Raw genomic sequence first — 22,113 nt, forward strand, 5'->3', positions numbered from 1 at the left:
AAGGTGGGGCTCAAAGGGCAGGGACAGCCCAGGCGTGGTGGTTCTTGATGTGTCTTTGGTTGGTGCCCGCCCGTGGCTGGTGATACCGGCGACCGGCGTCATCGGCGGCCAAGTGGCGGCCCATGTGCGCGAGGACTGCTTCGATGAGGTCCAAGGACCCGTCGCCAAGACCGACCACCTGGGTCAACAGTTCGAGGCGGGACCAGGTGGTCAACACTTCGACGGTCCGTATCCCGTGGCGGACCAGGGCGTTTTCGGCCCGTGACGGCAGCCCAAGGCTGGATACGGCAATGGTCAGCCCGGTGTTGCCTGTCACGGGAAGTCCCTGACGGCTGCCGCGAAGCGGCGAAGACCTTCGTCCAGGCTCGCCGCGTCTGTGGCAAAGGAGAGCCTCACATGGCCTTCTCCGGAGGGACCGAACTCGCTTCCCGAACGGACCAGGACACCGGCTTTGGCAAACCGGGCCACCATGTCGTCCGACCCCAAAGCCGTGGTGATGCGGGGGAACGCGTAGAAGGCACCTTGGGGCGAGAGGATTTCGACGCCGGGAATTCCGTTCAGTGCCTTGATCACCATGTCGCGTCGCTCCTGGTAGGAGGCCGTCAGGGTCTGGAGGTCCTTGTCCGGTGTTTCCAAGGCTGTCAGGGCAGCATCCTGAACGAAGGTGTTCAGTGGTCCGTTGATGGTGCGGTGGATCAGGTTGATCTTGTCCGCCAGGGGAGCAGGAGCCACGACGAAACCGAGCCGCCACCCGGTCATGGCATAGGTTTTGGACAGGGTGCTGCAGTAGACCACCTGAGCGGAAACCTCGGCCAAGTCAAGGGCCGAGACGAACTCAAGTTCGTCGAAGACAATGCTTCCGTACGCTTCGTCGGAGAGCAGCAGCAGGTCCGGGTGATCCGCCAGAATTTCTCCGACCCCGGCCAGGTCCGAAGCCGGATAGACACGCCCGGTGGGGTTGCCGGGGTTGCACAGGATGATCATCCGGGCCGCCGCAGCCTCCTGGCGGAGAGCCGCCAGGTTCAGGGAACCGTCCGGGAGGGCTGGAATCCAGAGGACCTCTGCTCCGACCATAGCGGCATGGTCGGCGTAGAGGGAGTAGGTCGGTTCCGGGATCAGCACACGTTCCCCTGGCTTGACCAGGGCGAGCATGGCCGCGGCCAGCCCGGCGGAGCCGCCGTGGGTCAGGACGATTTCCTGTGCGGTGGTCGCACGGGGGTGCCCGGCGGAGATCCTCCGCGCGAGCACCTCCCGCAGTTCCGGCGCTCCCGTCATGGGCGAGTACCGGGTCCGTCCCCCAACCAGGGAACGGACGGCAGCGTCGACAACCGCGGTGGGGGTGCCGGCGTCGGGCTCCCCCATGGCCAGTGAAATGGTGCCCGGTGCAGCCGCACCCAGGGTGGCGGGGCGGCGGCTGGAGGCGGCGATCCGTTCGGGAGCGCCCAACTGTGGAGAGGACGTGACTGTCATGGGTTCTTCCGTCTAGAGGGAGTAGATCTCGAGGGTGGTTTTGCCCTCTCGGATTTCGCCGAGGAAGCGTTGCTCGTCCGCAACGCGCCGGTCGGCTTTGTCCAAGACGGCGTCGACGGCATCCCGGGGCAGGACGACAACGCCGTCGGAGTCTCCCACGACGAGGTCGCCGGTGCGGACTGTCAGGCCGCCGACGCGGACCGGGGAGGAGAAGTCTCCGGCGTAGTGCTTGGCAGTTCCGACGACGGTGACGCTGCGGGAGAAGACCGGGAAGTCCATCTCCGCCATTTCGTCGACGTCGCGGACGCCTCCGTCGATGACCAGTCCGGCGATGCCGCGGTGCTGGGCTGCAGCGGCGAGGATTTCGCCCCAGTGGCCGTGTTCGGCGCCCTGCATGTCGACGACGAGGACGCTGCCGGCCGGTGCTTTCAGGACTGCGTGGTGCAGGGCGAGGTTGTCGCCGCCGACGCCGCGGACGGTGAACGCCGGTCCGGTGACTTTGGCTCCGGGCCAGGCCGGTTTGATGCCGGGATCGCAGGCACAGGGCAGTTTGGAGGCTTCATAGAGGGTGGCGGAGGAGTGTCCGCGGGCTGCATTGGTCACTTTTTACCCCACTGGAGGTCGTGGTAGCCGAGGTCTTTGCGGGCCTGGACCAGAGTGGCACCGGCCTTGACCGACTCGACAATCCGATTTTCGGTTTCTTCGATCTTTTCGGCCAGGTCGGCGACCTCTTCAGCGCGGGCACGGGGTACAGAGAGCGCCCCGTCGGCGTCGGCGCAGATGATGTCCGCCGGTGAGATGGTGACATCGTTAATGGTCACCTCGGTCTGGACCGTGACGAGCTGGACCCGGTCCTTTCCGGTGCGCATGAACTTGCCGCGGCTGAACAGCGGGTAGTTCTGCTGCAGCGAGGTGGAGATGTCCCGGCAGACGCCGTTGATGACGGTTCCGGCGATGCCGCGCTCGGCGGCGACCTCAGTCATGATGCCGCCCCAGACGGTGACATCGGTGCGTCCTTCATTGTCGATGACGATGACTGACCCGGCCGGTACGTCGTCCAGGAAATCCCCGACGCTGCCGCGGCTTTCGCCAGCCGGGGCGTACTGGACAGTGAATGCCGGTCCGGTGGCGCGGAAGTCGTAGGTCAGCGGCGACAAACCGTGCAGTGTGCCGTGTAGGCCGAGCGCGTCCATGGCATCGGAGATCGAGGCTGTGGGCAGGGCTGCCAGGCGTTCAATGACGCTGGTTTCAGTGGTGGTGTTCATCAGTGTTCCTCTGTGGTTCCTGCCAGGCGCGCGTCGCGCATGGCTTCGTGAAGTGCGACGCCGGCCCTCAGGTCGGCGGCGATGGCCTGCTCGCGTGCGGCCACACCTTGGGCGCGTTCGAGCACCTCGTCAACGTGGGCGGCAGGGACGACAACGACGCCCGTTTCATCGGCCAGCACCAGGTCGCCGGGAGTGACTGTCACCACGCCCAGCTGAACGGGTTCACCGGTGGAGCGCTGCTGGAGCCTGCCCCGGGCAGTGGCCGGGATGCGTCCCTTGGCGAAGACAGGGAAGCCCATCTCCCTCGCTTCGTGAACGTCACGTGATGCACCGTCCGCCACGACACCGCGGACCCCGTTCAGCGAGGCGCCGAGACTGAGGAGCCCTCCCCAGCAGGAAACATCGGTGCGTCCTTCATTGGCGACGACGATGACATTGGTGTCATTGGCTGCCGAGACGGCTGTCGCGCCGATGTGCGCACCGGAAGGACCCGGAACGTATGGTTCCAGCTGCACGGTGACAGCGAATCCGACGATCTTCGGGGTTCCCCAGACGGGCAGGAAACCAGCCTGTCCCGGCGGCAGGCCCAGGGCGTCGAGGGCATCGGAGACAGCAGCTGAATCCAGTGCCGCGTAGTGCTCCAAGAGAGTTGTTTTGGAAGTCATGCTTCCAGTAGACAGGCTCGGATTGATATAGTGAAGGTCTATGTTTGTATGGCTGGAAGAGGTTTTGCGACTCAATGATTGAAGTACGTCAGGCACGCTATTTCATAGCGGTCGCCGAAGAGCTCCATTTCGGGCGAGCTGCCGAGAGGCTCAACATGTCCCAGCCACCCCTCAGCCAGGCCATCCTTCAGCTGGAGCGGCAATTGGGGGCCAGCCTCCTGACCCGGTCCAGCCGGTCAGTGTTGCTCACCGATGCCGGGACGCTGTTCCTCGAAGAATGCCGGCTGCTGGTCCAGGCCTCCCAACGGGCGCAGGATGTCGCCGCCAGAGCAATCTCGGGCATGGCCGGCACCCTACGCATTGGGGCAGTGACTTCAGCTTTCAACAGTGTGCTGCCTCCAGTCTTGAGCCGCTTCACCGGTGATTGGCCTGACGTCGAACTGGAGGTATCGGAGATCGACACCCATCACGGGCCCGACAGGTTGCTTCGCCGCGAGCTCGATGTCGCCATCATCCGTCAATCCGGCGCCAACAAAGGCCTCACGTCAGTTCCGCTGCGCCGGGACCGTTTCGTTGTTGCCCTGCCCGAAACGCATCTTGCTGCCGCGTCCGGGACTCCGGTGGATCTTGCTGAGCTCAGGGATGACGCCTGGGTTTGGCTGCCGCGTGCCATCTCCCCCGACTATCATGACGAGATGGTCGCTGCCTGCCGGAAGGCAGGGTTCAGCCCGCAGGCGAAGCACTTCGCCAACTCGATCCATTCCCAGCTCGCCATGGTCGGCTGCGGGCTGGGAGTCACGCTGGCACCGAATTCATCCATTGGCCCGGCGGAACAAGGTTTCGTTGTCCGCGATCTTGCCGAGCGGGTGGATCTGGTTGAACTGTCCTTGGTCATCCGCGATGGGGCTTCTGAGACCCTCACGATGCATTTCATCCGGTGCGCACGGGACCTTGCAGAGGGCAGCTAAAAACAGAAGCAACGGCGCGGTGACAGGCTTCCCTGCCGCCGCGCCGTTGCTCCCAGGTTTGTGAGGGTTTATTCGCCCATGACCCTGCCGAGATTCGCCCCTGCTTTGACAGTGCTGCCTGCTGCGGCCAGGACTTCTGCAAGTCGCCCGGTGTGCGGGGCAGGAACGACGCTTTCCATTTTCATCGCTTCGAGAATCACCAGGGGCGTTCCTTCCTGGACAACTGCGTCAACGTCGACGAGCCATTTGACGACCTTCCCGGACATGGGCGACCGGACCAGTTCCGGGTCGGCGCTGCCGGACTCAGCGCCTGTGTTGCCGGCGGACTGATGGCCTAAGGATGTTGCGCCGAGCAGTCGCGCCAGGTTCCCGGGAAAGCCAACCATGACCCGCTTCCCGTCGATGTCCAGGGGAATGGTCACCGTAGGCTGGGGATCCGGGTGCTGCGGATCGAAGGAGGGATCTGCGGTGATGCCGTGGACAAATTCGTTCTCGATCCAGCGGGTGTGGATGGAGAACTCTTCAGTGAAGTCTGGGGCTTCGACCACGGCACGGTGGAAGGGCAGCAGCGTCGGCAGACCGGTGATGGTGAAGTCTTTCAGGGCCCGGCGGGCCCGGCGGATGGCTTGATCCCTGTCCGCACCAGTGATAATCAGTTTGGCCATGAGGGAGTCGAACTCCCCGGAGACCTCCGAGCCGGCAGTAATACCGGAATCCAGCCGGATGCCCGGACCGGTGGGAACAGCGATGGACTGCACGGTCCCGGGGGTTGGCAGGTAGCCGCGGCCTACGTCCTCGGCGTTGATCCGGAATTCGAAGGAGTGCCCGCGGGGTGCGGGGTCCTCGTCCAGGGAGAGGGCCAAGCCTTGGGCGATCCTGAATTGTTCCTGCACCAAGTCCACCCCGGAGGTTTCTTCCGTGATGGGGTGTTCCACTTGGAGCCTGGTGTTGACTTCGAGGAAGGCAATGGCGCCGGATTGGGCCACCAGGAACTCCACGGTTCCCGCGCCGGTGTAGTTTGCTTCCGCGCAGATGGCTTTGGCCGCTGTGTGGATGGTGTGGCGCTGTTCATCGGTCAGGAACGGTGCCGGCGCTTCTTCGACGAGTTTTTGGTGGCGTCGCTGCAAGGAACAATCACGTGTTCCCACGACGATGACGTTGCCAAAGGTGTCGGCCAGTATTTGGGCTTCGACGTGCCGTGGGCGGTCCAGGTACTGCTCGACGAAGCACTCCCCGCGCCCGAAGGCGGTGACAGCTTCCCGGACGGCGGAATCGAACGCTTCCTCCACTGCGTCCAGGTCCCGGACTACCTTGAGGCCGCGCCCTCCCCCACCGAAGGCGGCCTTAATGGCGATGGGCAGCCCATGTTCCTCAGCGAAGGTGCGTGCCTCTGCTGCGCTGGCCACCGGACCCGGGCTGCCCGCTACAAGGGGCGCACCGGCGAGGATCGCGATTTGCCGGGCCGTGACTTTGTTCCCCAGCGCGCGGATCGCGTCCGGGCTGGGGCCTATCCAGGTCAAACCGGCGTCGACGACGGCTTGGGCGAAATCGGCGTTCTCGGAGAGGAACCCGTAGCCGGGATGGACAGCATCAGCCCCGGAGCGCTTTGCAGCATGGAGTATTTTGTCCACGTCCAAGTAGCTTTCTGCCGGTGTACGGCCGGAGAGACCATAGGCTTCGTCCATTGCCATGACGTGGGCGGCGTCAGCGTCACTGTCGGAGTAAACACCCACCGAGATCAGACCGGCGTCGCTACAGGCCGAAGCGATCCGCACGGCTATTTCTCCGCGGTTGGCGATCAGGATCTTGCGCATCAGGAAGTACTTTCTGTCATCAGTGGTGAAGGTTTGAAGCGGACGCGGCCTCCGGCAGCGATTTGGGCTGCCTTGTCCAAGTCCTTGGGTGCGACGACGGCAATCACCGGATAGCCTCCGGTGACGGGATGGTCAGATAGGAACACCACCGGCAGCCCTGTCGGTGGAACCTGGACCACGCCGCAAATGGTGCCTTCGCTGGGAAGTTCGTCATGGCGGATGCGTTCCAGTGGGGTTCCGCTGAGCCGCATGCCGATCCGGTTCGAGTCGTTCGTGACTGTCCAGTCTTGGTTGAACAGGGCCTGGAGTGCGTCGGAGGCGAACCAGTCGGCGCGGGGCCCGGGCCCCAGTTCAAGTTCGGACACTTCGTCGGCGGGAAAATCCGGTTGTTGTTCCGGTTCCCCTACCGCAGTTCTTGGGGCTGGGGCGACGGGCAGGAACTGGCCTACTGCCAATGGTTCCGGGCCCAGTCCTCCCATGGTGTCTGCCGAGCGACTGCCCAGGACTTCTTCGGCTTCTATTCCGCCGCGGACAGCCAGGTAGCTGCGTACCCCCGTTGTCGGCGGCGAGAGCACCAGGGTTTCTCCGTCCATCAACGCCACAGGGCAGGCGGCAGCGGCCTCGCGCGAACCGTTAACTGAAGTGATCTGCATTCCTGCCGGGGCCCCGGCAAGGGCCACAATCTGATCCCCCACCGCCTGAACAGTCAGCCCGCCGTCGACGATTTCCATGGCCGCGGCCCCACTGGGGTTGCCGACGAGTCTGTTGGCCCGGCGCAGTGAGCCTTGGTCCAGTGCCCCACAGCGTGAGACCCCAATAGCGGCGTAACCGGGACGGCCAAGGTCCTGGATCAGCGTGAGGGGTAGGCTTCGGAGAACTTTGAGTCCCGGACCGTCGACCTTCCGGGGAACCGGTACCGATCTGGTCACCTGCGCCCTGTCGCGCACGGCCTTGTACCGGACGCTGGTCCCTGGACTGACCAAAGCTGGTTCTGCGCGTTCGCTGTCCCACATGGGGCAGCTGGTGTGTCCAATGATTTGCCAGCCGCCCGGTGATTGCCGGGGGTAGACGCCGGTATAGCTGCCTCCCAGTGCCACCGAACCGGCTTCCACGTTTGTTCGGGGAGTATCCCGGCGAGGGACGGTAAGGACGTCGTTCTCCCCCACCATGTAGCCAAAGCCCGGGACGAAACCTGTGAACGCAACCGTCCAGAGCTGGCCCGTGTGGGCTGCCACCACAGCTTCGGGGCTGATGCCTGCCAGTTCCGCAACAACTTCGAGGTCTTCCCCGTCATAGACCGTTTCGATTTCGACGAGTTTGTCGCTCGTGTGCCGGTAGGGCGGGATGGACAGATGCTGCAGCCCTTTCTTGATCCTCAGCACGGCTGTGGGGCTTTCGGCAGTGACCAGGACTGTTTCGGCTGCAGGGACGACCTCTCGCTGCCCGGAAAATGGGTTCCGGTTAAGCAGGTCGGTCAGTGCGAGCACGTCGTGGGGTGCCGCGAGTTCGGCAAGCACGCCGCGTTCTCCAACGGCCCGGACGGAAAGCACCCTGGACTCGTTGTGAAGGTGGGGCTGGGTCTCAGGCGTTGACGTCATGGATGAGCCTTAGGTCTTCTTCGGGTTTGGGGTCGCGGCCAAGGGAGACGCCGACGATGGTGATCACGGCGCACACGGCCAGGTAGACGGCAATCAGGTACCAGGTTCCGGTAGCCGCGTAGAGGCCGGTGAAGATCAGGGGCGCTATCGCGCCGCCGAGAACCCCGGCGAGGGTGTAGGCCAATGAGCTGCCTGCGTAGCGCAGGCGGGCAGGGAACTGCTCGGTGATGAAGGCTGCCTGCGGGCCGTACATCAGACCGTTGAAGATCAAGCCACCGACGACACCGAGGGTGAGAGTCACGACGGAGCGGTCCTGGATCATGATGAAGAACAGCGGAATGTAGACGGCGCTGCCTGCTGCGGCGATGCCATACAAGAGTCGGCGGTTAAAACGGTCGGTGAGGGCACCCGCCGTCGGAATAATGAAAATCTGCACCCCTGAGCCGACGAGGATGGCTGTGAGGACGTTGCCGGTGCTCATGCCCAGTTCCTTAGTGGCGTACACCGCGACGTAGACCGTGAACATGGAGTAGATCACGTCGGGGCTGATGCGGGACAGGGCTGCTGCGATGAGGGCACGGGGCTCATTGCGGAACACTTCACGCAGAGGCGCTTCGGACCGTTCGTTGTTTTCCACCAAGGCTTTGAACACCGGTGTTTCTTCGAGCTTCAGGCGGATAACCAGGCCAAAGACCACCAGGAGTGCGGAGGCCAGGAAGGCCACGCGCCAGCCCCAGCCGAGGAAAGCGTCGTTGCTGAGGGAAGCGGCCAGAATAGCGAGGACGCCGTTGGCCATGAGGTTGCCGGCGGGCGGGCCGATCTGGGCTGCGGAGGACCAGAAGCCGCGCTTGTTGGGATCGCCGAATTCGCTGGAAAGCAGCACGGCACCGCCCCATTCGCCGCCGACGCCGATTCCCTGCGCCAGTCGAAGGAGGACCAGGATCGCCGGAGCCGCCGGGCCGATCGCGTTGTAATCGGGCAGGACGCCGATGAGGATGGTGGCGGCGCCGATCAGCAGGAGCGTGACAACCAGGACATGCTTGCGGCCCAGCCGATCACCGAGACGTCCAAAGATCACCCCGCCAAGAGGTCGCGCAAGGTATCCGACGGCGAACGTGGAGAAGGAGAGCAGGAGGCCGACGAATTCGTCATTGCCGGGGAAGAAGATCTTGGGAAAGACCAGTGCCGACGCTACGGAGTAGATGGCGAAGTCATAGTATTCCAGCGATGTTACGCTGAGGCTGGCGACGTAGGCCTTGATGGCACTCCGCTTGCGGAGCTTGGCCTGCTGTGGGGACGTTGCTGTGGACATGGTCTTCTCGTGTTCTTGTGGGGCTAATGAGATTGGCAGGTTTTTCCCGGTGGTCATGGCACGAAGCTCATGACGGCGATCCCCTGGTTTTCCAGGGCATCCCGGACGGCTGAGGCAATCTGGACTGCTCCTGCTGTGTCTCCGTGAACGCAGATGCTTTCGGCACGGACATCAATGTGGGAGCCGTCGATGGTCTCGATCTTCCCTTCCCGTACCAGGTGGACCACGCGTTCTGTGATGAGCTCCGGATCGTGAAGGACTGCGCCCTCCAGGCTGCGCGGCGCCAAAGCCCCGTCACGGGTATAGGCGCGATCGGCAAAGGCCTCGGGCACTCCCCGCAGCCCTGCTTTCTCTGCACGGATCAGGACTTCTGATCCTGCGAGGGCAAGGATCGGCAGCGTGGGATCCACTGAACGAACTGCGTCCACGACCGCTTGGGCCTGCGCTGGATGGTGCACGATCGCGTTGCCGAGTGCGCCGTGGGGTTTGACGTATTTGACCGTGGTGCCGGCGATGGCCGCCATCGCCTGTAAGGCGCCGATCTGGTAGGCAACGTCGTCGGCCAGTTCGTTCGGTGCGATGTCCATGAACCTGCGGCCGAAGCCGGCAAGGTCACGGTAGCCGGGGTGTGCCCCCACGGTGACGCCGCGACGGACGGCAAGTTCGCAGGTAGCTCGCATGACTGATGGGTCTCCGGCATGAAAGCCGCACGCGACATTGGCGCTGGAGACAGAACGGAACACTGCGTCGTCATCGCCCAGGCTCCATCGCCCGAACGATTCACCGACGTCACTGTTCAAGTCGATTTGATTCATTGTGATCCTCATCTCAGGAAAAGGTGATGGACCCATCATTGCTTAAGTTTGGGAATCGTTCAACGATTCTCTTCGTGAAAGTTCGTGAGAGAGTGTAGATTCATCTCTATGGACACCGCTGGGGAACTCTTGGATGACGCCCACTACGAGCTGGGCCCCGCCGCGAGGCTGCGGGTTGCGGTTCCCGCTGTCGCTTCGCGGGTTGCGGCGGAGCTTCGCCGTCAACTCATCACTGGCAAGTGGGTACCGGGCATGCGCCTCAACGAACCCACCATCGCCGAAGAGCTTGGCGTCTCGAGGAATACCCTCCGGGAAGCCTTCGCGGAACTCGGCGCCGAACGCCTTGTTGTCCGCCTTCCCAACCGCGGAGTTTTCGTCGCTGCCCCGGGAGCCGATGACCTCCGGGATTTCTACACCGTCCGCCGAGCCATCGAAGTCAGCGCAGTTCGCAATGGCGGCTCTGCCGAACGCATCGCGGCCATTCAGGAGGCCGTGGCAGACGGCAAAGAGGCCGCGAAAGCCAAGGACAAGGAACGCCTGGCCGATGCCAACCTTGGGTTCCACCGCGCCATTGTCGAGATGGCTGAAAGCCAGCGACTGAATACCCTCATGAACCAGGTTCTCGCTGAAATGCGGCTGTTCTTCTTCAAAGAGCCCGTGAACGTGGAGTTTTACTCACGGTACGTCGAGGACAACGAGAAGATCGCCAAAGCTTTGGCTGACGCTCGCTTCGAGGAGGCCGCGTCCCTTTTGGCGGCTTACCTCGACCGCTCCGAGCAGCACCTCTTCGAAATATACGAAGCCTAGCGAGCCCCAAACCAACGCGAAGGATGGCGGACGATAACGCCGTCGTTGGCTTTACGGTCGCGAGCTCGAATGCGGGCGCTCTGCCGGACACACACCTCGGCTATCCGGAAGCGGATCACCCCGTCGACGCATCCCTGCTCGGCCCGAAGGCGCATCAGAACCAAGCAGTCCCGCCTCTGATTCCTGAGTCATGTTGTTGTCACCACCCCTATCCATGAAGCGGTGTAGGACAACCATCACCTACCCTACGAACTAGGAGAGGAAGGACCGCTTAGCCCCAGTTCAGAGCCAGCGGAGGGCCAACCAGCCAATCCCCTGAACCCGCTCCCCCACAACTGAACAGGCCAACCGGCGGTCAGGCACAAGCCGGCACCACACATCAGAGACTCGTGTCAACAATTGTCAACACGTAAAAGCAAAAACCCCCTCTGACGAGGGGGTATGCCGTGCCCGAGGTGGGACTCGAACGTGATTCCAGGGGTTGGAATCACTGTGGTGCGGCGGAAACATGCGGAATCCGGGGCAGTCCGTTGGCTGTACGAGGCAGTCCGAGGTGGAGAGTGTGGACATTGTCCACACTTCTTTTTTGTTCGGTCGACCGCCGAGAAACGGGGACTTGATGCGTCCCTGCGCACTCAAATACTGCACTGGGAAACCGGCGCTGCCGCCCCTGCAGATTGAGTGCTGAACGGCACCTCAGAGTCTGCGTTAGGCCTCCGGTCAGGATGAGGCCCTGAGCTCCAAGGCATGCCTCCTGACGGTCGGAAGAACAAACCCAAATCGCGACGACACGCTAACTGCCAGAACGATGAATAGCTCAACACAGTGAGAGCACCTCCTTCATCCAAGTCCATGGCCGATACGGCACCGAAGAACATGACCATGCCCTTCCGGCCAGCCCGAATACGAACATCCGCCGAACACGTAGCGGTGTAGCCGGCGCTTGGGGCAGTTGCCTCGGTCGGGGAAGTAGTTGGGTTCTTTTCGGCGGCGTGAGGGGCTAGACGGGCCGGGGCGGACCCGTACAATTCGTCAGAACAGCAGCCAAAACGTCGTGGACACAACAGGGCCAGGGTGACCGGAGCTCTGCGACGGCGCGCCCTGGCCCCAACAGCCGGCCGCGCCAGCGGACGCCCAACACTGGTTGGAGCGCAGCGGAAACCAGTCAGTCCGAAGAGAAGGAGGCCGGCGGCCAATGGGAATCAATTGAGACCACAAGCGACGCCAAATGTTGTGCATGCGCCTCGGTAGCCGTAACGACGTACGTGTCCAGATAGAATCCTGAAATGAGCGGAACCCGGGCAAGAGCTGAGCGCCGACTTCAACAATCTGAGCCGGCTAAGCCGAGGGGAACCTTCATGCCGGTTCACGGAGAGCCCGATGTAGTGCATTTTTACATTCCCTTGCCGGACCCGATCAAGGTCCCCCATCGGACACAACTTCCTGTTCGGTACGTTTGGAATCCGATCTCAGACAATGGGCCGTGCTTTCGCCCGCCATCACAAGGAAACGTAAATTACGCTGCCAGGCAAATAGTCATTTTTCACCAGGGTGAAGTTTCGGTGGATATACAGCCGTTTGAGGCCGCAATGAAGATCATGGCTCTGGCCCTTGAAAGGTCAGGCTCTTCTGGAAAGGCTGCTGGTGAAAAGCGGACACCCCCTCTCCCGATAGCGCACACAACGGTCGAAGTAGTCTGTGTTCTAGACCCGTCACAGGCAGACCCAGTTGACCATGCGTTCGAGCACGCTATCGACGTGCTCACTGACTTTCAGACTTACTACCACCTGTTCACGAAGATACCCACGCGCAGACTAACAAGAAAGCTCCTCCCACCCTTCATTCCGATGATCCATCGGATGTTTGGCACACCGGATAAGTGGGAAGGTGGAATTCTGCATGTCAACGATGGAGGAACAGCACTACTCGCTGCGTCCACTCCCACAATGTCCGCGGATCAACTCATCAACCTCTTGGAGAGCGCTGAGACCTCAGGCGCTGAAATATTTAAGTCTTTCACATTGATGAGACAGGAAGCTTTGGTCTCGTACGCAGCCGGCGCTAACTCTGCTACCAGCCTGTTCATCGCGATTGCGGCCGAAACACTTCTAACTGAGCTCTTCCTCCTTTTGTCATGGGAGGAAGACGCGGATCTTAAGAAGACTGCCGATATCCTAGGCGACCGCGACAATATTTCCAGACGTCTACTCAACGAGCTTGCCTTTAGACTCAAGGGCGACTGGGATCGTGACGGCAATGGACCAATTGGCGAGTGGCAGCGCCAGATAGCCAATCTGCGAAACAAGGTCGCTCATGCAGGGACAATCCCCTCGGATTTTGAGATCCAATCAGCGCTAAACGCACTAAGCACCTTGGATACGCATGTCGGTGACCAGCTAGTGAAGAGCCTAAATAAATATCCTTTCGCTGTGAACAAATACTTAGGGGCCGATGGTTTAGTGCGAAGAAAGAAACTCAAGCGGTGGCAAGAGTTTGCCGCAAAGGTACAGTTCCCACGCCATGCCAGTCACCAATTTGCTCGATGGAAGAAGGAGGTCGAGCGGATACGTTTGGGCCCCTTCGAGGGCAGGTTGGAGAATTGCATGACATCGGTTGTCTTGTTTGGCAATGGTGCGGAACGATGGTATCTGGTCGATGACGACCTGGACCTCGCCTGCCCCATCGATGCACCTGAGCTCGATTCTGGAACGGTACAGAACCTGGACAAAATAAGAGCCGAAAAACATTTCGATGTGCAGGGCGTTGCCCTGCCTTCGTGCCGCCCTGTTCCACCCGTCGATCCCCACTGGGTGCCTAGCTATCAAGTAATCCCACTCGCTGGTATCAATCGATGGGAGCAGTGTATGTGGGTTCCTCCTACCTAAGCCGAAGCAAGTCGTGCGCAGACTGGTCATCTAGGCGTATCCAGTTGTGGGCACTGCGACTGCCGCGGGTGACAGCGGCAGAGCCGGCACATGGTCCCCGAAAGTCGGACTCACAATTAAGTGAGCCTATACCGCAGCGGCCACTAGCAGGGTTCTAAGGAAGGCTTCGTCCCACTTCGAAGGCACTGGGATGCCGTTATCGATGTTGCCCCGATACCAAAGCCCGTACGGGGCGTCGGGCAGATCGTCCAAGCCTTCTGGCCAGTGTTCATCTCCTGGGATCAGGAAACCTCCGCCCAGACGTTCGATGGCGGCTAGGTCCTTCTCCGGGTCGACCTCCGGAACCCGTGGAGCCCACCGTCTCAACGCTTCTGACAGTTCTTCGACCGTGACCTCCGGAATGGCGTATACGAGCTGCGCACCGGTGGCAAGCCTCAGCGCGGCGTACGCGCCGAGCCTGCCCACGAGGGCCCGACCGACACGGTCGCCGGGTTCGAAGAGTCGGGTCAGAGCTGCGCGTGCAATGCGATAGGGGACTGCCCCGGCCTGTGTTGACTCGGGGTCTTAGGCCGCTGTGAGCGCGGTCCGGTTGATTGTTTCATATTCGATGGGCGTGAGTTTTCCCAGCCGTCGCTGCCGACGCCGGCGGTGGTAGGTTCTCTCGATCCAGGTTGTGATGCCCAGCCGGAGTTCCTGTCTGGTGAGCCACCGCTGACGGTCCAGGATGTTCTTTTGCAGTAGCGAGAAGAACGATTCCATCGCGGCGTTGTCCGCGCACGCACCGACCCTGCCCATCGACCCTGTCAGGCCATGGTGCCGGAGCGATTCGACGAACCGGCGGGACCGGAACTGGGACCCACGATCCGAATGCACCACGGTCCCTGCAGGGTTGCGTGCCGGCACCGCGTTCTCCAGTGCCGTCACGGCCAGCGAGGACTTCATCCGCGAATCCATCGAATACCCGACGATCCTGCCGGAATAGACGTCCTTCACCGCGCAGAGGTAGAGCTTACCCTCGACCGTGGGATGTTCGGTGATGTCTGTCAGCCACAGCTCGTTGGCAGCCGCGGCGGTAAAGTCCCGCTCGACCAGATCGTCATGAACCGGTGGCCCGGGTCTGCGGTTCAGGCCGCGCTTCTTCGAGAATACCGACCAGATTCCGTGGTCCCTGCATAGGCGCTGGACCCTGTTCTCGCCCGCCGTGACGCCCTTCCCAGGAAGTTCGTCGGCGATAAAACGGTACCCGAATGCCGGGTCGTCGGCGTGAATGTCCAAGGCCGCATTGACCAAGTGCGCATCGATCCAGTCCCGTTCCGACACCGGGCTGGCTCTCCAGCGGTAGTAGCCTTGCTTGCTGAATCCCAACACCCTGCAGGTCACCGCCACTGGAACACCGTAGGCGGCAAGAGCCGTGACCAGCGGGTAGAGCATTTTGGGTTGATGTCCCTGGCCAAATAGGCAGCCGCCCGGCGCAGGATCTCGTTCTCCTGCTCCAGCAGACGGTTGCGCTTCTTCAGCTCACGCATCTCTGTCGAATCACCGCCGGCATGTCCGGCTCCGGATTCTTTACGTTCGGCAATGGCAATCCAACGCTTGAGCGTCGGGACTGACAGCCCGAAATCCTTTGCAATCTGCGCCAGCGGGGCTTCGCCCTTGCGGGCCACATCAATAACATCCTGGCGGAACTCCGCCCCATAAGCCGTGGGCAGGGTCAACTTCCTTCCACGAGCACGAGCTCGCTAGGTCATGGAGTCAACAAAACCGTGGGCAGTCCCCAGGCTTTTGTTGTGTGAGTCATAGACACTCGATATCTTGAAGTTGTGCGCCTCGCGCAAACCTAGACCGCCGAATGTATGCGCAGAGCTAACGGTGGTGGGCGCCCGCAGCTATAGGTTGCATGCCACCGCGAAACTGTCATCACACCCTATATACCCAACCCGCGGCCGGAGAGGTGCACAACCTCCTATTCCAAGCTTCGCAGGAACGGCTCGGAGCTAACGCCTGCGTTTACGGATCGTCCAGGTCAACGTAGCCCCAGCAAGGGCTAGAAGGGCGGGTGCTGCGACATGGCGGAGGCAGTCAGGAGGTTCCGGGCCATCGGCCCTGCTGCCTGGAGACAGCGCCAGCCCGCCTGCGTCTTCTGCTACAGGCGCCACACGATTCCGGCGCTTGTGGATAACGTCATTGAGTACAGGGCCTAAGGCTCCAACCAGCCAGATTAGGCCACCCCCCGCGGTACCTGCCGCCGCGGAAGCAAGGAAAAGCTGGCGCTGGGCCTCCGTCTCGTCCTGCTGGTCGACGCCAGTCAGCCGAAATCCTGCGGTCGTGTCGGCGCTATGAAGGGGAAGATTCCACCCGGGAGCTGTGATGTCTTCCACCTGTGGGCTTGAGATTGTTGGTACGTACTCGGCCGGGAGATCTCTAGGTTGGATGTTGACCACGGATGAAGCAGCTACCGCCTGAATGTCCAGTAGGTCTATGACAGTGGGCAATGTCAAAGTAGCGATACGCGGGAAGGCGTAGCGATGATGGGAGCCCGTAAAGGCTTCAGTCGGCGCAGTCGTTTCACCCTCAAGGGACACTGCCCAGCTGATACCCGTTTCCCCCACGGTCCTATCCTGAAAGTCCGTAGGGCTGATAACGGTCATGACGCAGTCGTCATCAAGGGAAAATTCGAGTCCGATAGAACTCACCTTCGGATTCGAATCTGTCGGCGGTATCGGCGGCTCAAGTGTGAGTTCTTCGCCATTGCTCGTCTTGCGCAGATGAACGTCTTTCATCGATCCACAGAACCCAACCATTAACTCACCTGCTAGGTCCGGCGGAACAGCGGCGGCGGCATCTCCTTTCAGGACCATGTCGAACAGGGTCAGGCTTGGAGAAGGAGAGAAGCGCAGGTCAACATCCACTCGGACTGGCGCCGATGCTGACCCCTGCTTCACCCCCACGAAAACCGCACCGGGCAAACTCAGCGACGGGACTGAAGAGAGGGCAGGTTGAGAATAATGCCACGCGCCGAAGGTGGACACGGCAGTGACGAAGGTGGCTGCCACCAGTTGCGCCTTCTCGTTTGTCTTCACCATCCCAGCAGTCTAAGACTGCATGGACACGAAGTCTGGTCTGGTTGCGTTGGGTACACCCCATCGCGACAGTTGCAGCCACCCGTTTCGGCGTCATTTAAGATCCTTTACTGGGCTTTCAGCAAGGGGGCGAGGCTCTAACATCGCTACCGAGGACCGCGGCATAGCCCGTGAGGAGATCCGTATCCATGCATGGCGAGCGTCTGAACTGCCGGTCGGTGCGCAAGGGGAGGCCGGCGCAAATCTTCGCGTCAAGGAGGCACCGGAGTGGTTGTCCAGCTTGTATGAAGAAAGATCAAGAAGCTGCCGCATGGTTGGACACGACCGGGCTGCCAGTCTTTACCTGGGGCCTCCTACTGAGGTGCGTCCCTTCAGAACGGGGTTGGTTCCTAATCCTTAAAGGTATCTGTCTGGGTTCGACATGTTTGGGAAGGCCGATTAGAGGTGGAGCTTGGGACAAAAGGGGTAGCAAAGCCTGAGTACGATTGCCTGATGGATGGGGAGACAATACGGCTGATCGTTGTAGCCTGTGGAACACTTTCAGCTGGTGTAGGCGGAGCTCTGATCGCCGGTGCGTTCAACAGCCGGAACACTCTTGCGACGATTGAGGGTGCACGGGTGGCGGCGGCGGCAAAGCGAGAGCACGAACAGGAACTGGAACAAGCCCAATGGCTGCGGGAGCGCAAAGTTGAGGTCTACTCCGACCACTTAGCCAAACTTCACGAACTCGAATTAGCGATCGCGGAGACAAAGATGGGTTATAGGCCGTCTGGTGCCCCACCCATCACGGAATTAGCGCGCAACTTGTCGTCAACTCTTTCCATTAGATTGTTTGCCCCGGACCAAGTACAAGTCGCCCTTTCTGAACTAACAAAAATTGTTGTCTCCATCATGAAAGTGATGCAGGTTTCAGATGTACCAGAGCGTGACGCGCTCTTTGAGCAAGCCACGGGCCTCTTCAATCAGAAGACTGGGGAACTTGAACGGCTGATCCGCCAAGACCTGGGCGTAGACGAGTTCAATGAGGAGACTGCTGTCTGATGGACTTCAATCCCGATACTTGGGGAACCGTCGCTGAGTGGGTCGGCGGAGTTGGCACAACCGCAGCTTTCATCGCCACCTTCGTCGTCATTTTGCGCGATGCGAAACAACGCCGTCGGCAACAAGCCCGGAAAATCGCCTTCTACGTGGAGGACCAGCTTCTTGCCGATCTGCGTGGAGGTGGCACCGTCACCTACAGCAACTTTACGGTCGCCAACCTAAGTGATGAGCCCATTTACGATGTGAGAATTTTGGCAGAACCGCGAGGCGAGTACCGCAACAACGTCCGCAGCGTCCGCCATCTGCAACCTGGCGACAAGCTGGCGTATTCAGTCGAATGGTCTACCAATGCACTCTTGGCTCCCGCATTGTTCCGCGATAACTCGGGAAGACGATGGCACAGAGACTCCAGAGGTGAACTTCATGAGCTCGGGCTTCTTAGAAGAAAACTCTGGACACAGAGTATGAAAATCTCAAGATCAGAACAGTCAGAAATATTCGCCGACTGATAAGCAATGCCGTTGTTGTCATAAGTTCGTCCCCTGACTCGGCTCACGTGTCGTTGACGTGGTGTCTGTCAGGCGGGTGCGGATGTATGGCAACATTTGGTCCCAGGCTTGACGCCAATGCACACTTCGGCGGACCAATGTCCTTAGCTTCCGCAACAATGATGCAGATAATTCACAGTAAGGCGCAGATGAGTAACACACACTACACAAATGTCGGGCCTCGCCCTCTGAGCAGCCAGAATCCTGACGAGAACCTGACTGCGTGCTGTGGGGTCGTGGACGCATGATCTCACCTCACTTCGTCGTCGTCAGCTCAGGCGCGTGGCCAGTCAAGACTGCCCGTACCTTCACCCTGGTCGTCGATATGTGGGACGACTTCCACTACAAGACGAGTTTCATGCTGTACTACGGCACGGGAGATACAGCACTTGAGATCGGCGCCGTCAAGATCGCGCCGCTCAGAATGGCTGAGAGAGATCCTCATACAAAGTTGCCTGCAACCTTCACGCAGCTCAGCCCCGAGTTCTACTCACTAGGACAGGACCGTGAGTACTATGTTGCACTCGCGGCCCTTCCAAACGACATCGGTAGACACGCGCTCCGCGCCCTTCGAGACATAGCTGAAAGCCCTACCATATTCAAGAATGTAGAGGATGAGCCTGCCCTCGGAACCTCGCTTCTCCGCTCGATTCCCATAAATACTGTCACCGTCCAATTCAGCCGAATAATCCAAGGACGAGCACCACTAACACCGTACAGGTTCAGCTACTCACGCTCGACGGTTCCGCCTTTTAGGCTTGAATTCGGAGTTGATCCAGACGTTATGCCGCCGACCAATGTGCATGTTCTAATCGGTGCGAACGGTGTGGGCAAGTCAAGTTTGCTACGCGATTTGGTTGCAGCATCCTGTGGCTCAGAAGCGACGTCCTGGACATTCTCCGACGAGATGACAACAGACATTTCTGCCGATCCTCATCCAGTGCCATTTGCAAACGTTGTGCACGTCGCCTTCTCTGCGTTTGATCTTGACAATATGGCGCCATTCTCAAGCGAAGTGGATGTTCATTTTGTTGGCTTGTCGAGTCGGGAGAAGGAATCGCTCGACGTTCAGTTTGCGAAGAGCCTCCTTGTCTGCTCCAAGGGCCGGCGACGTGATCGTTGGCTGGCGGCAGTTAGAACACTTGCAGCCGCCGACGCGATCCTTGCAGATGCAAACCTAGACGACCTGATCAACTCCAAGGACGCTCAAGCAACGTTTTCATCAATGAGCTCGGGGCACAAGATCGTGCTGTTGACAGTGACGCGCCTTGTCGAGTTAGTGGAGGAACGGTCCCTGATACTCATCGACGAACCCGAGACACATCTACACCCGCCATTGTTGTCGGCGTTAACCAGAGCCGTCTCCGATCTCGTGATCGACCGAAACGGAGTCGCAATCACTGCGACGCACTCGCCCGTCGTGCTGCAGGAGGTGCCGCGTTCGTGCGTCTGGATGCTCCAGCGAAGTGGGGATGACTTTCGCGCCTCGCGGCTTGCCACGGAAACTTTTGGTGAGTCGGTTTCTCGCCTCACTTCCGAAGTATTTCATCTTGATATCAATCGGACGGGCTATAACCAGGTTCTCGTCACGCTACTCGATCAGAACGATAATTCGGCGCTTAGAGTCATGGAGGCCCTTGATTGGCAACTTGGAAGCGAGGGACGATTCGTTCTAAGCGCGCTTGACTACCAGCGGGACGAAGACTATGTATAGGCTAAATCCACCCTCTACTACAGCAGCGGACGCCTACTCAACCGCTGTGAAGAGCATCAAGAAGAGCGATGATCGCATTCCCTATCTCGCGGCAGCGCCAACTGTCCAGGCGAAGTGCGATGCATTCGAGCTCCTTGCTTCAAACGGTCAGTTTGATGAAGCGGAGGGCCGCAATTTTAAGGTTGCCGAGTTGAACGACTCGGCAATGGTCGACCTGTATGACAAGCAGTTCAGTCGCAACCAAAGCACGGAGATCCTTCGTAATGGCATAAAGAACGCAGCGAAGAACGCCCTCTGTCCCTACTGCGGCGAAGGCTTCGCGTCGGAACTCGACCATTACCTTCCAAAGACAAAATTTGCTGGAACTACGGTGCATCCAGCGAACTTAGTTCCCGCTTGCGGCGACTGCAACTTCGCAAAGTTAGCGTACAAGCCCGGTCCCGACAAGCCAGCAATACTCCACCCCTACTTTGATGCTGCCTTCGACTTGCCTTGGTTGACGGCAACGCTAGCCAATGGTCCGCTCGGGACACCAGTCGTCGACTTTGGTGTAAGTCTTCCCGTTCCTGCCCCTGAACTCGAGGCCCGGTTGAAACAGCACATGACTGTATTCAAGCTCTGGGAGAGATTCAGCACATGGAGCGCGCAATCCTTGGACAATTTCGCCACGCTTCTCAGGACCGAATACGGAGCCTCCATGACATTGGCACGAGCTCGGGAGCACCTCCAACTGACCTCGATACAGCAGTCCGGAGGCCGCGTGAACTCTTGGGAGGGTGCAGCGCACATGGCCATGCTTGAGAGCGAATGGTATCTCAGTGTCCACTTTGGACTGACGTGATAGATACTTTGATCGGAATTGCTGGGGCGGCTTCTTAGCATCGCTTATCAAGTGTGCTCGCAGCTGACATCTCTGCGACCCATGGCCAGCGCCGACGCTCCCATCATGATGCACGAACGCTCAAAGAAATCGCTTATGGCCTCGCTTTTGCCCTAATGTAAGCAGCCCGCCGGCCACGCTTCCGGCGGATTTTCTGGCCCTGAACTAGTGCACGCCAAAACTCCGTTCAAGTTCATGACACGACCTAGGGGATGATTCCACCCCGTAACTCACCAACAGATGCACTTCAAATGACCGCGGCGCAAGCCGAAGTAAAGATACGCAATTCGTGCAGACGATGGGATGTCGAAACCGGGACCCGCAGCTCTTGTGTTCTCGGCATACAACAGCAGAGGTACCACAACCCCGTTCGGTGCTTCCCGTCAATGGCGGTTACCGCCGACGTCACCGACCCTCGCCGATAACGGCGCATATGTCGGGACTGAAAACAGTCCCCGGCACATCCGTCGCAGCGATCCCGCCATGCGATGCCTCATGCCGAAGACTAGGGCCGCTCAGTCATGACGCTGCACATCGGCCTGCCCATGAATAGCCAGAAGCAACAACGCTGTTTGTCATTCTGATATCCCGATCTTCGCTGGATGGGCCTCCGCGCAACCATGGCGTCACCGCGCCGATTCCGAACCCTGGAAATTGGCTCAGCGCTCCCACGCCACTTGGTCCCTTCCGAGAACCTGCCCCCGGTCACCCTGGTTGCGTTCCAGCTCCCTATCAGCGGACAAGTCCCCTATCAGAACGGCGTAAAGGCCAAAGACACAACACACGCACAAAGGAAAAGGACAATGAATGCGCTCACCATCAAAGACCCGGCAGACCTGCTGAGCTTCATCGGGCACACCCTCGGGTTCTGGCCTCAGGAAAGCCTCGTCTGTATAACCCTGGATAAGGGCAAGGTCGTAGCCACCCTCCGGATTGACCTCCCCCGCGAACCGGGAACGGAACTCCCCTACGCCCGAACCGTCAGCAGTTATCTAACGAGCGACACCAGCGCGACCAGCATCGTCTTCGCCCTCTACACTTCCAGCTCTTGCGAACCAGGCCAGCCCAAGCCACACGCAGCAACCATCGCAGCTCTTACCGGAGTCCTCGCCGAAAACGGCATCACCATCCGCGACGGGATCTTCGTCAGCGACGACACCTACTCCCCCTACGACAGCGAACTCGGCCAAGACATTAGCCTGCCTATCAACACCACTGAATACAGCCGCGTCAACGCCGAATTCATCTACC

The 22,113-nt window shown here is 60.3% G+C and carries 19 protein-coding genes; 8 read left to right on the plus strand and 11 right to left on the minus strand.

Features of this window, described 5'->3' with window-relative positions; genetic code table 11:
• Positions 1-10 precede the first annotated feature (10 nt).
• Genes RQH14_RS05575 through RQH14_RS05595 form a run of 5 tightly spaced genes read right to left on the minus strand, consistent with a single transcriptional unit; the run spans position 11 to position 3,400 of the window.
• Positions 11-316, minus strand: a complete 306-nt coding sequence (locus RQH14_RS05575; RefSeq protein WP_311212339.1) for a DNA-directed RNA polymerase subunit alpha C-terminal domain-containing protein — start codon at positions 314-316, stop codon at positions 11-13.
• Entirely contained in the window at positions 313-1,470 is a 1,158-nt protein-coding gene (locus RQH14_RS05580) for a pyridoxal phosphate-dependent aminotransferase (RefSeq protein WP_311212340.1), read from the minus strand. Before RQH14_RS05580 ends, RQH14_RS05575 begins: the two co-directional genes overlap by 4 nt.
• A 12-nt stretch (positions 1,471-1,482) precedes the next feature.
• Entirely contained in the window at positions 1,483-2,073 is a 591-nt protein-coding gene (locus tag RQH14_RS05585; RefSeq protein ID WP_311212341.1) for an RraA family protein, read from the minus strand.
• Positions 2,070-2,735 (minus strand): RraA family protein, encoded by a 666-nt coding sequence (locus RQH14_RS05590; RefSeq protein ID WP_311212342.1) that lies wholly within the window; start codon positions 2,733-2,735, stop codon positions 2,070-2,072. The genes RQH14_RS05585 and RQH14_RS05590 overlap by 4 nt, the downstream gene beginning before the upstream one ends.
• Positions 2,735-3,400, minus strand: a complete 666-nt coding sequence (locus tag RQH14_RS05595) for an RraA family protein (protein ID WP_311212343.1) — start codon at positions 3,398-3,400, stop codon at positions 2,735-2,737. Before RQH14_RS05595 ends, RQH14_RS05590 begins: the two co-directional genes overlap by 1 nt.
• 74 nt (positions 3,401-3,474) lie before the next feature.
• Here RQH14_RS05595 and RQH14_RS05600 point away from each other — a divergent pair, with 74 nt between their 5' ends.
• Complete coding sequence (locus tag RQH14_RS05600) at positions 3,475-4,368, plus strand: LysR substrate-binding domain-containing protein (RefSeq protein ID WP_311212344.1); 894 nt, start codon at positions 3,475-3,477, stop codon at positions 4,366-4,368.
• A gap of 68 nt (positions 4,369-4,436) precedes the next feature.
• On the opposite strand, the gene RQH14_RS05605 is transcribed toward RQH14_RS05600, so the two are convergent.
• The 4 genes from RQH14_RS05605 to RQH14_RS05620 are packed head-to-tail and all read right to left on the minus strand — an operon-like array spanning position 4,437 to position 9,907.
• Positions 4,437-6,182, minus strand: coding sequence for a biotin carboxylase N-terminal domain-containing protein (locus RQH14_RS05605; RefSeq protein WP_311212345.1), 1,746 nt, complete (start codon positions 6,180-6,182; stop codon positions 4,437-4,439).
• Positions 6,182-7,780 (minus strand): 5-oxoprolinase/urea amidolyase family protein, encoded by a 1,599-nt coding sequence (locus tag RQH14_RS05610; RefSeq protein WP_311212346.1) that lies wholly within the window; start codon positions 7,778-7,780, stop codon positions 6,182-6,184. The genes RQH14_RS05605 and RQH14_RS05610 overlap by 1 nt, the downstream gene beginning before the upstream one ends.
• Positions 7,764-9,092, minus strand: coding sequence for an MFS transporter (locus RQH14_RS05615; protein ID WP_311212347.1), 1,329 nt, complete (start codon positions 9,090-9,092; stop codon positions 7,764-7,766). The genes RQH14_RS05610 and RQH14_RS05615 overlap by 17 nt, the downstream gene beginning before the upstream one ends.
• 53 nt (positions 9,093-9,145) lie before the next feature.
• Positions 9,146-9,907 (minus strand): 5-oxoprolinase subunit PxpA, encoded by a 762-nt coding sequence (locus RQH14_RS05620; RefSeq protein ID WP_311212348.1) that lies wholly within the window; start codon positions 9,905-9,907, stop codon positions 9,146-9,148.
• A 108-nt stretch (positions 9,908-10,015) separates the two neighbouring features.
• Here RQH14_RS05620 and RQH14_RS05625 point away from each other — a divergent pair, with 108 nt between their 5' ends.
• Both RQH14_RS05625 and RQH14_RS05630 read left to right on the plus strand, forming a co-directional pair.
• Positions 10,016-10,714 carry a GntR family transcriptional regulator gene (locus RQH14_RS05625; protein WP_311212349.1) on the plus strand — a complete coding sequence of 233 codons (699 nt, stop codon included), beginning with the start codon at positions 10,016-10,018 and terminating at the stop codon, positions 10,712-10,714.
• Between the two features lie 1,286 nt (positions 10,715-12,000).
• Positions 12,001-13,599, plus strand: a complete 1,599-nt coding sequence (locus RQH14_RS05630) for a hypothetical protein (RefSeq protein WP_311212350.1) — start codon at positions 12,001-12,003, stop codon at positions 13,597-13,599.
• 564 nt (positions 13,600-14,163) lie between these two features.
• Here the strand turns inward: RQH14_RS05630 and RQH14_RS05635 are convergent.
• Both RQH14_RS05635 and RQH14_RS05640 read right to left on the minus strand, forming a co-directional pair.
• A protein-coding gene (locus RQH14_RS05635; protein WP_311212361.1) for an IS3 family transposase occupies positions 14,164-15,308 on the minus strand; the annotation gives its coding sequence in 2 pieces (ribosomal slippage) (positions 14,164-15,032 and positions 15,032-15,308; 1,146 coding nt in all).
• A 285-nt stretch (positions 15,309-15,593) separates the two neighbouring features.
• Positions 15,594-16,682 (minus strand): hypothetical protein, encoded by a 1,089-nt coding sequence (locus RQH14_RS05640; protein ID WP_311212351.1) that lies wholly within the window; start codon positions 16,680-16,682, stop codon positions 15,594-15,596.
• A 489-nt stretch (positions 16,683-17,171) separates the two neighbouring features.
• Here RQH14_RS05640 and RQH14_RS05645 point away from each other — a divergent pair, with 489 nt between their 5' ends.
• The 5 genes from RQH14_RS05645 to RQH14_RS05665 all read left to right on the plus strand — a co-directional run.
• Complete coding sequence (locus tag RQH14_RS05645) at positions 17,172-17,720, plus strand: hypothetical protein (RefSeq protein WP_311212352.1); 549 nt, start codon at positions 17,172-17,174, stop codon at positions 17,718-17,720.
• Complete coding sequence (locus tag RQH14_RS05650; protein WP_311212353.1) at positions 17,720-18,229, plus strand: hypothetical protein; 510 nt, start codon at positions 17,720-17,722, stop codon at positions 18,227-18,229. The genes RQH14_RS05645 and RQH14_RS05650 overlap by 1 nt, the downstream gene beginning before the upstream one ends.
• A 283-nt stretch (positions 18,230-18,512) precedes the next feature.
• Positions 18,513-19,982, plus strand: a complete 1,470-nt coding sequence (locus RQH14_RS05655) for an AAA family ATPase (protein ID WP_091328562.1) — start codon at positions 18,513-18,515, stop codon at positions 19,980-19,982.
• Positions 19,983-20,028: 46 nt separating this feature from the next.
• Positions 20,029-20,823, plus strand: coding sequence for an HNH endonuclease signature motif containing protein (locus RQH14_RS05660; protein ID WP_311212354.1), 795 nt, complete (start codon positions 20,029-20,031; stop codon positions 20,821-20,823).
• 842 nt (positions 20,824-21,665) lie between these two features.
• The coding region (locus RQH14_RS05665) for a DUF4192 family protein (RefSeq protein WP_311212355.1) at positions 21,666-22,113 on the plus strand (448 nt) is incomplete at its 3' end.

Source organism: Arthrobacter sp. WCS2018Hpa-7 (assembly GCF_031843805.1).
GTDB lineage: Bacteria > Actinomycetota > Actinomycetes > Actinomycetales > Micrococcaceae > Arthrobacter.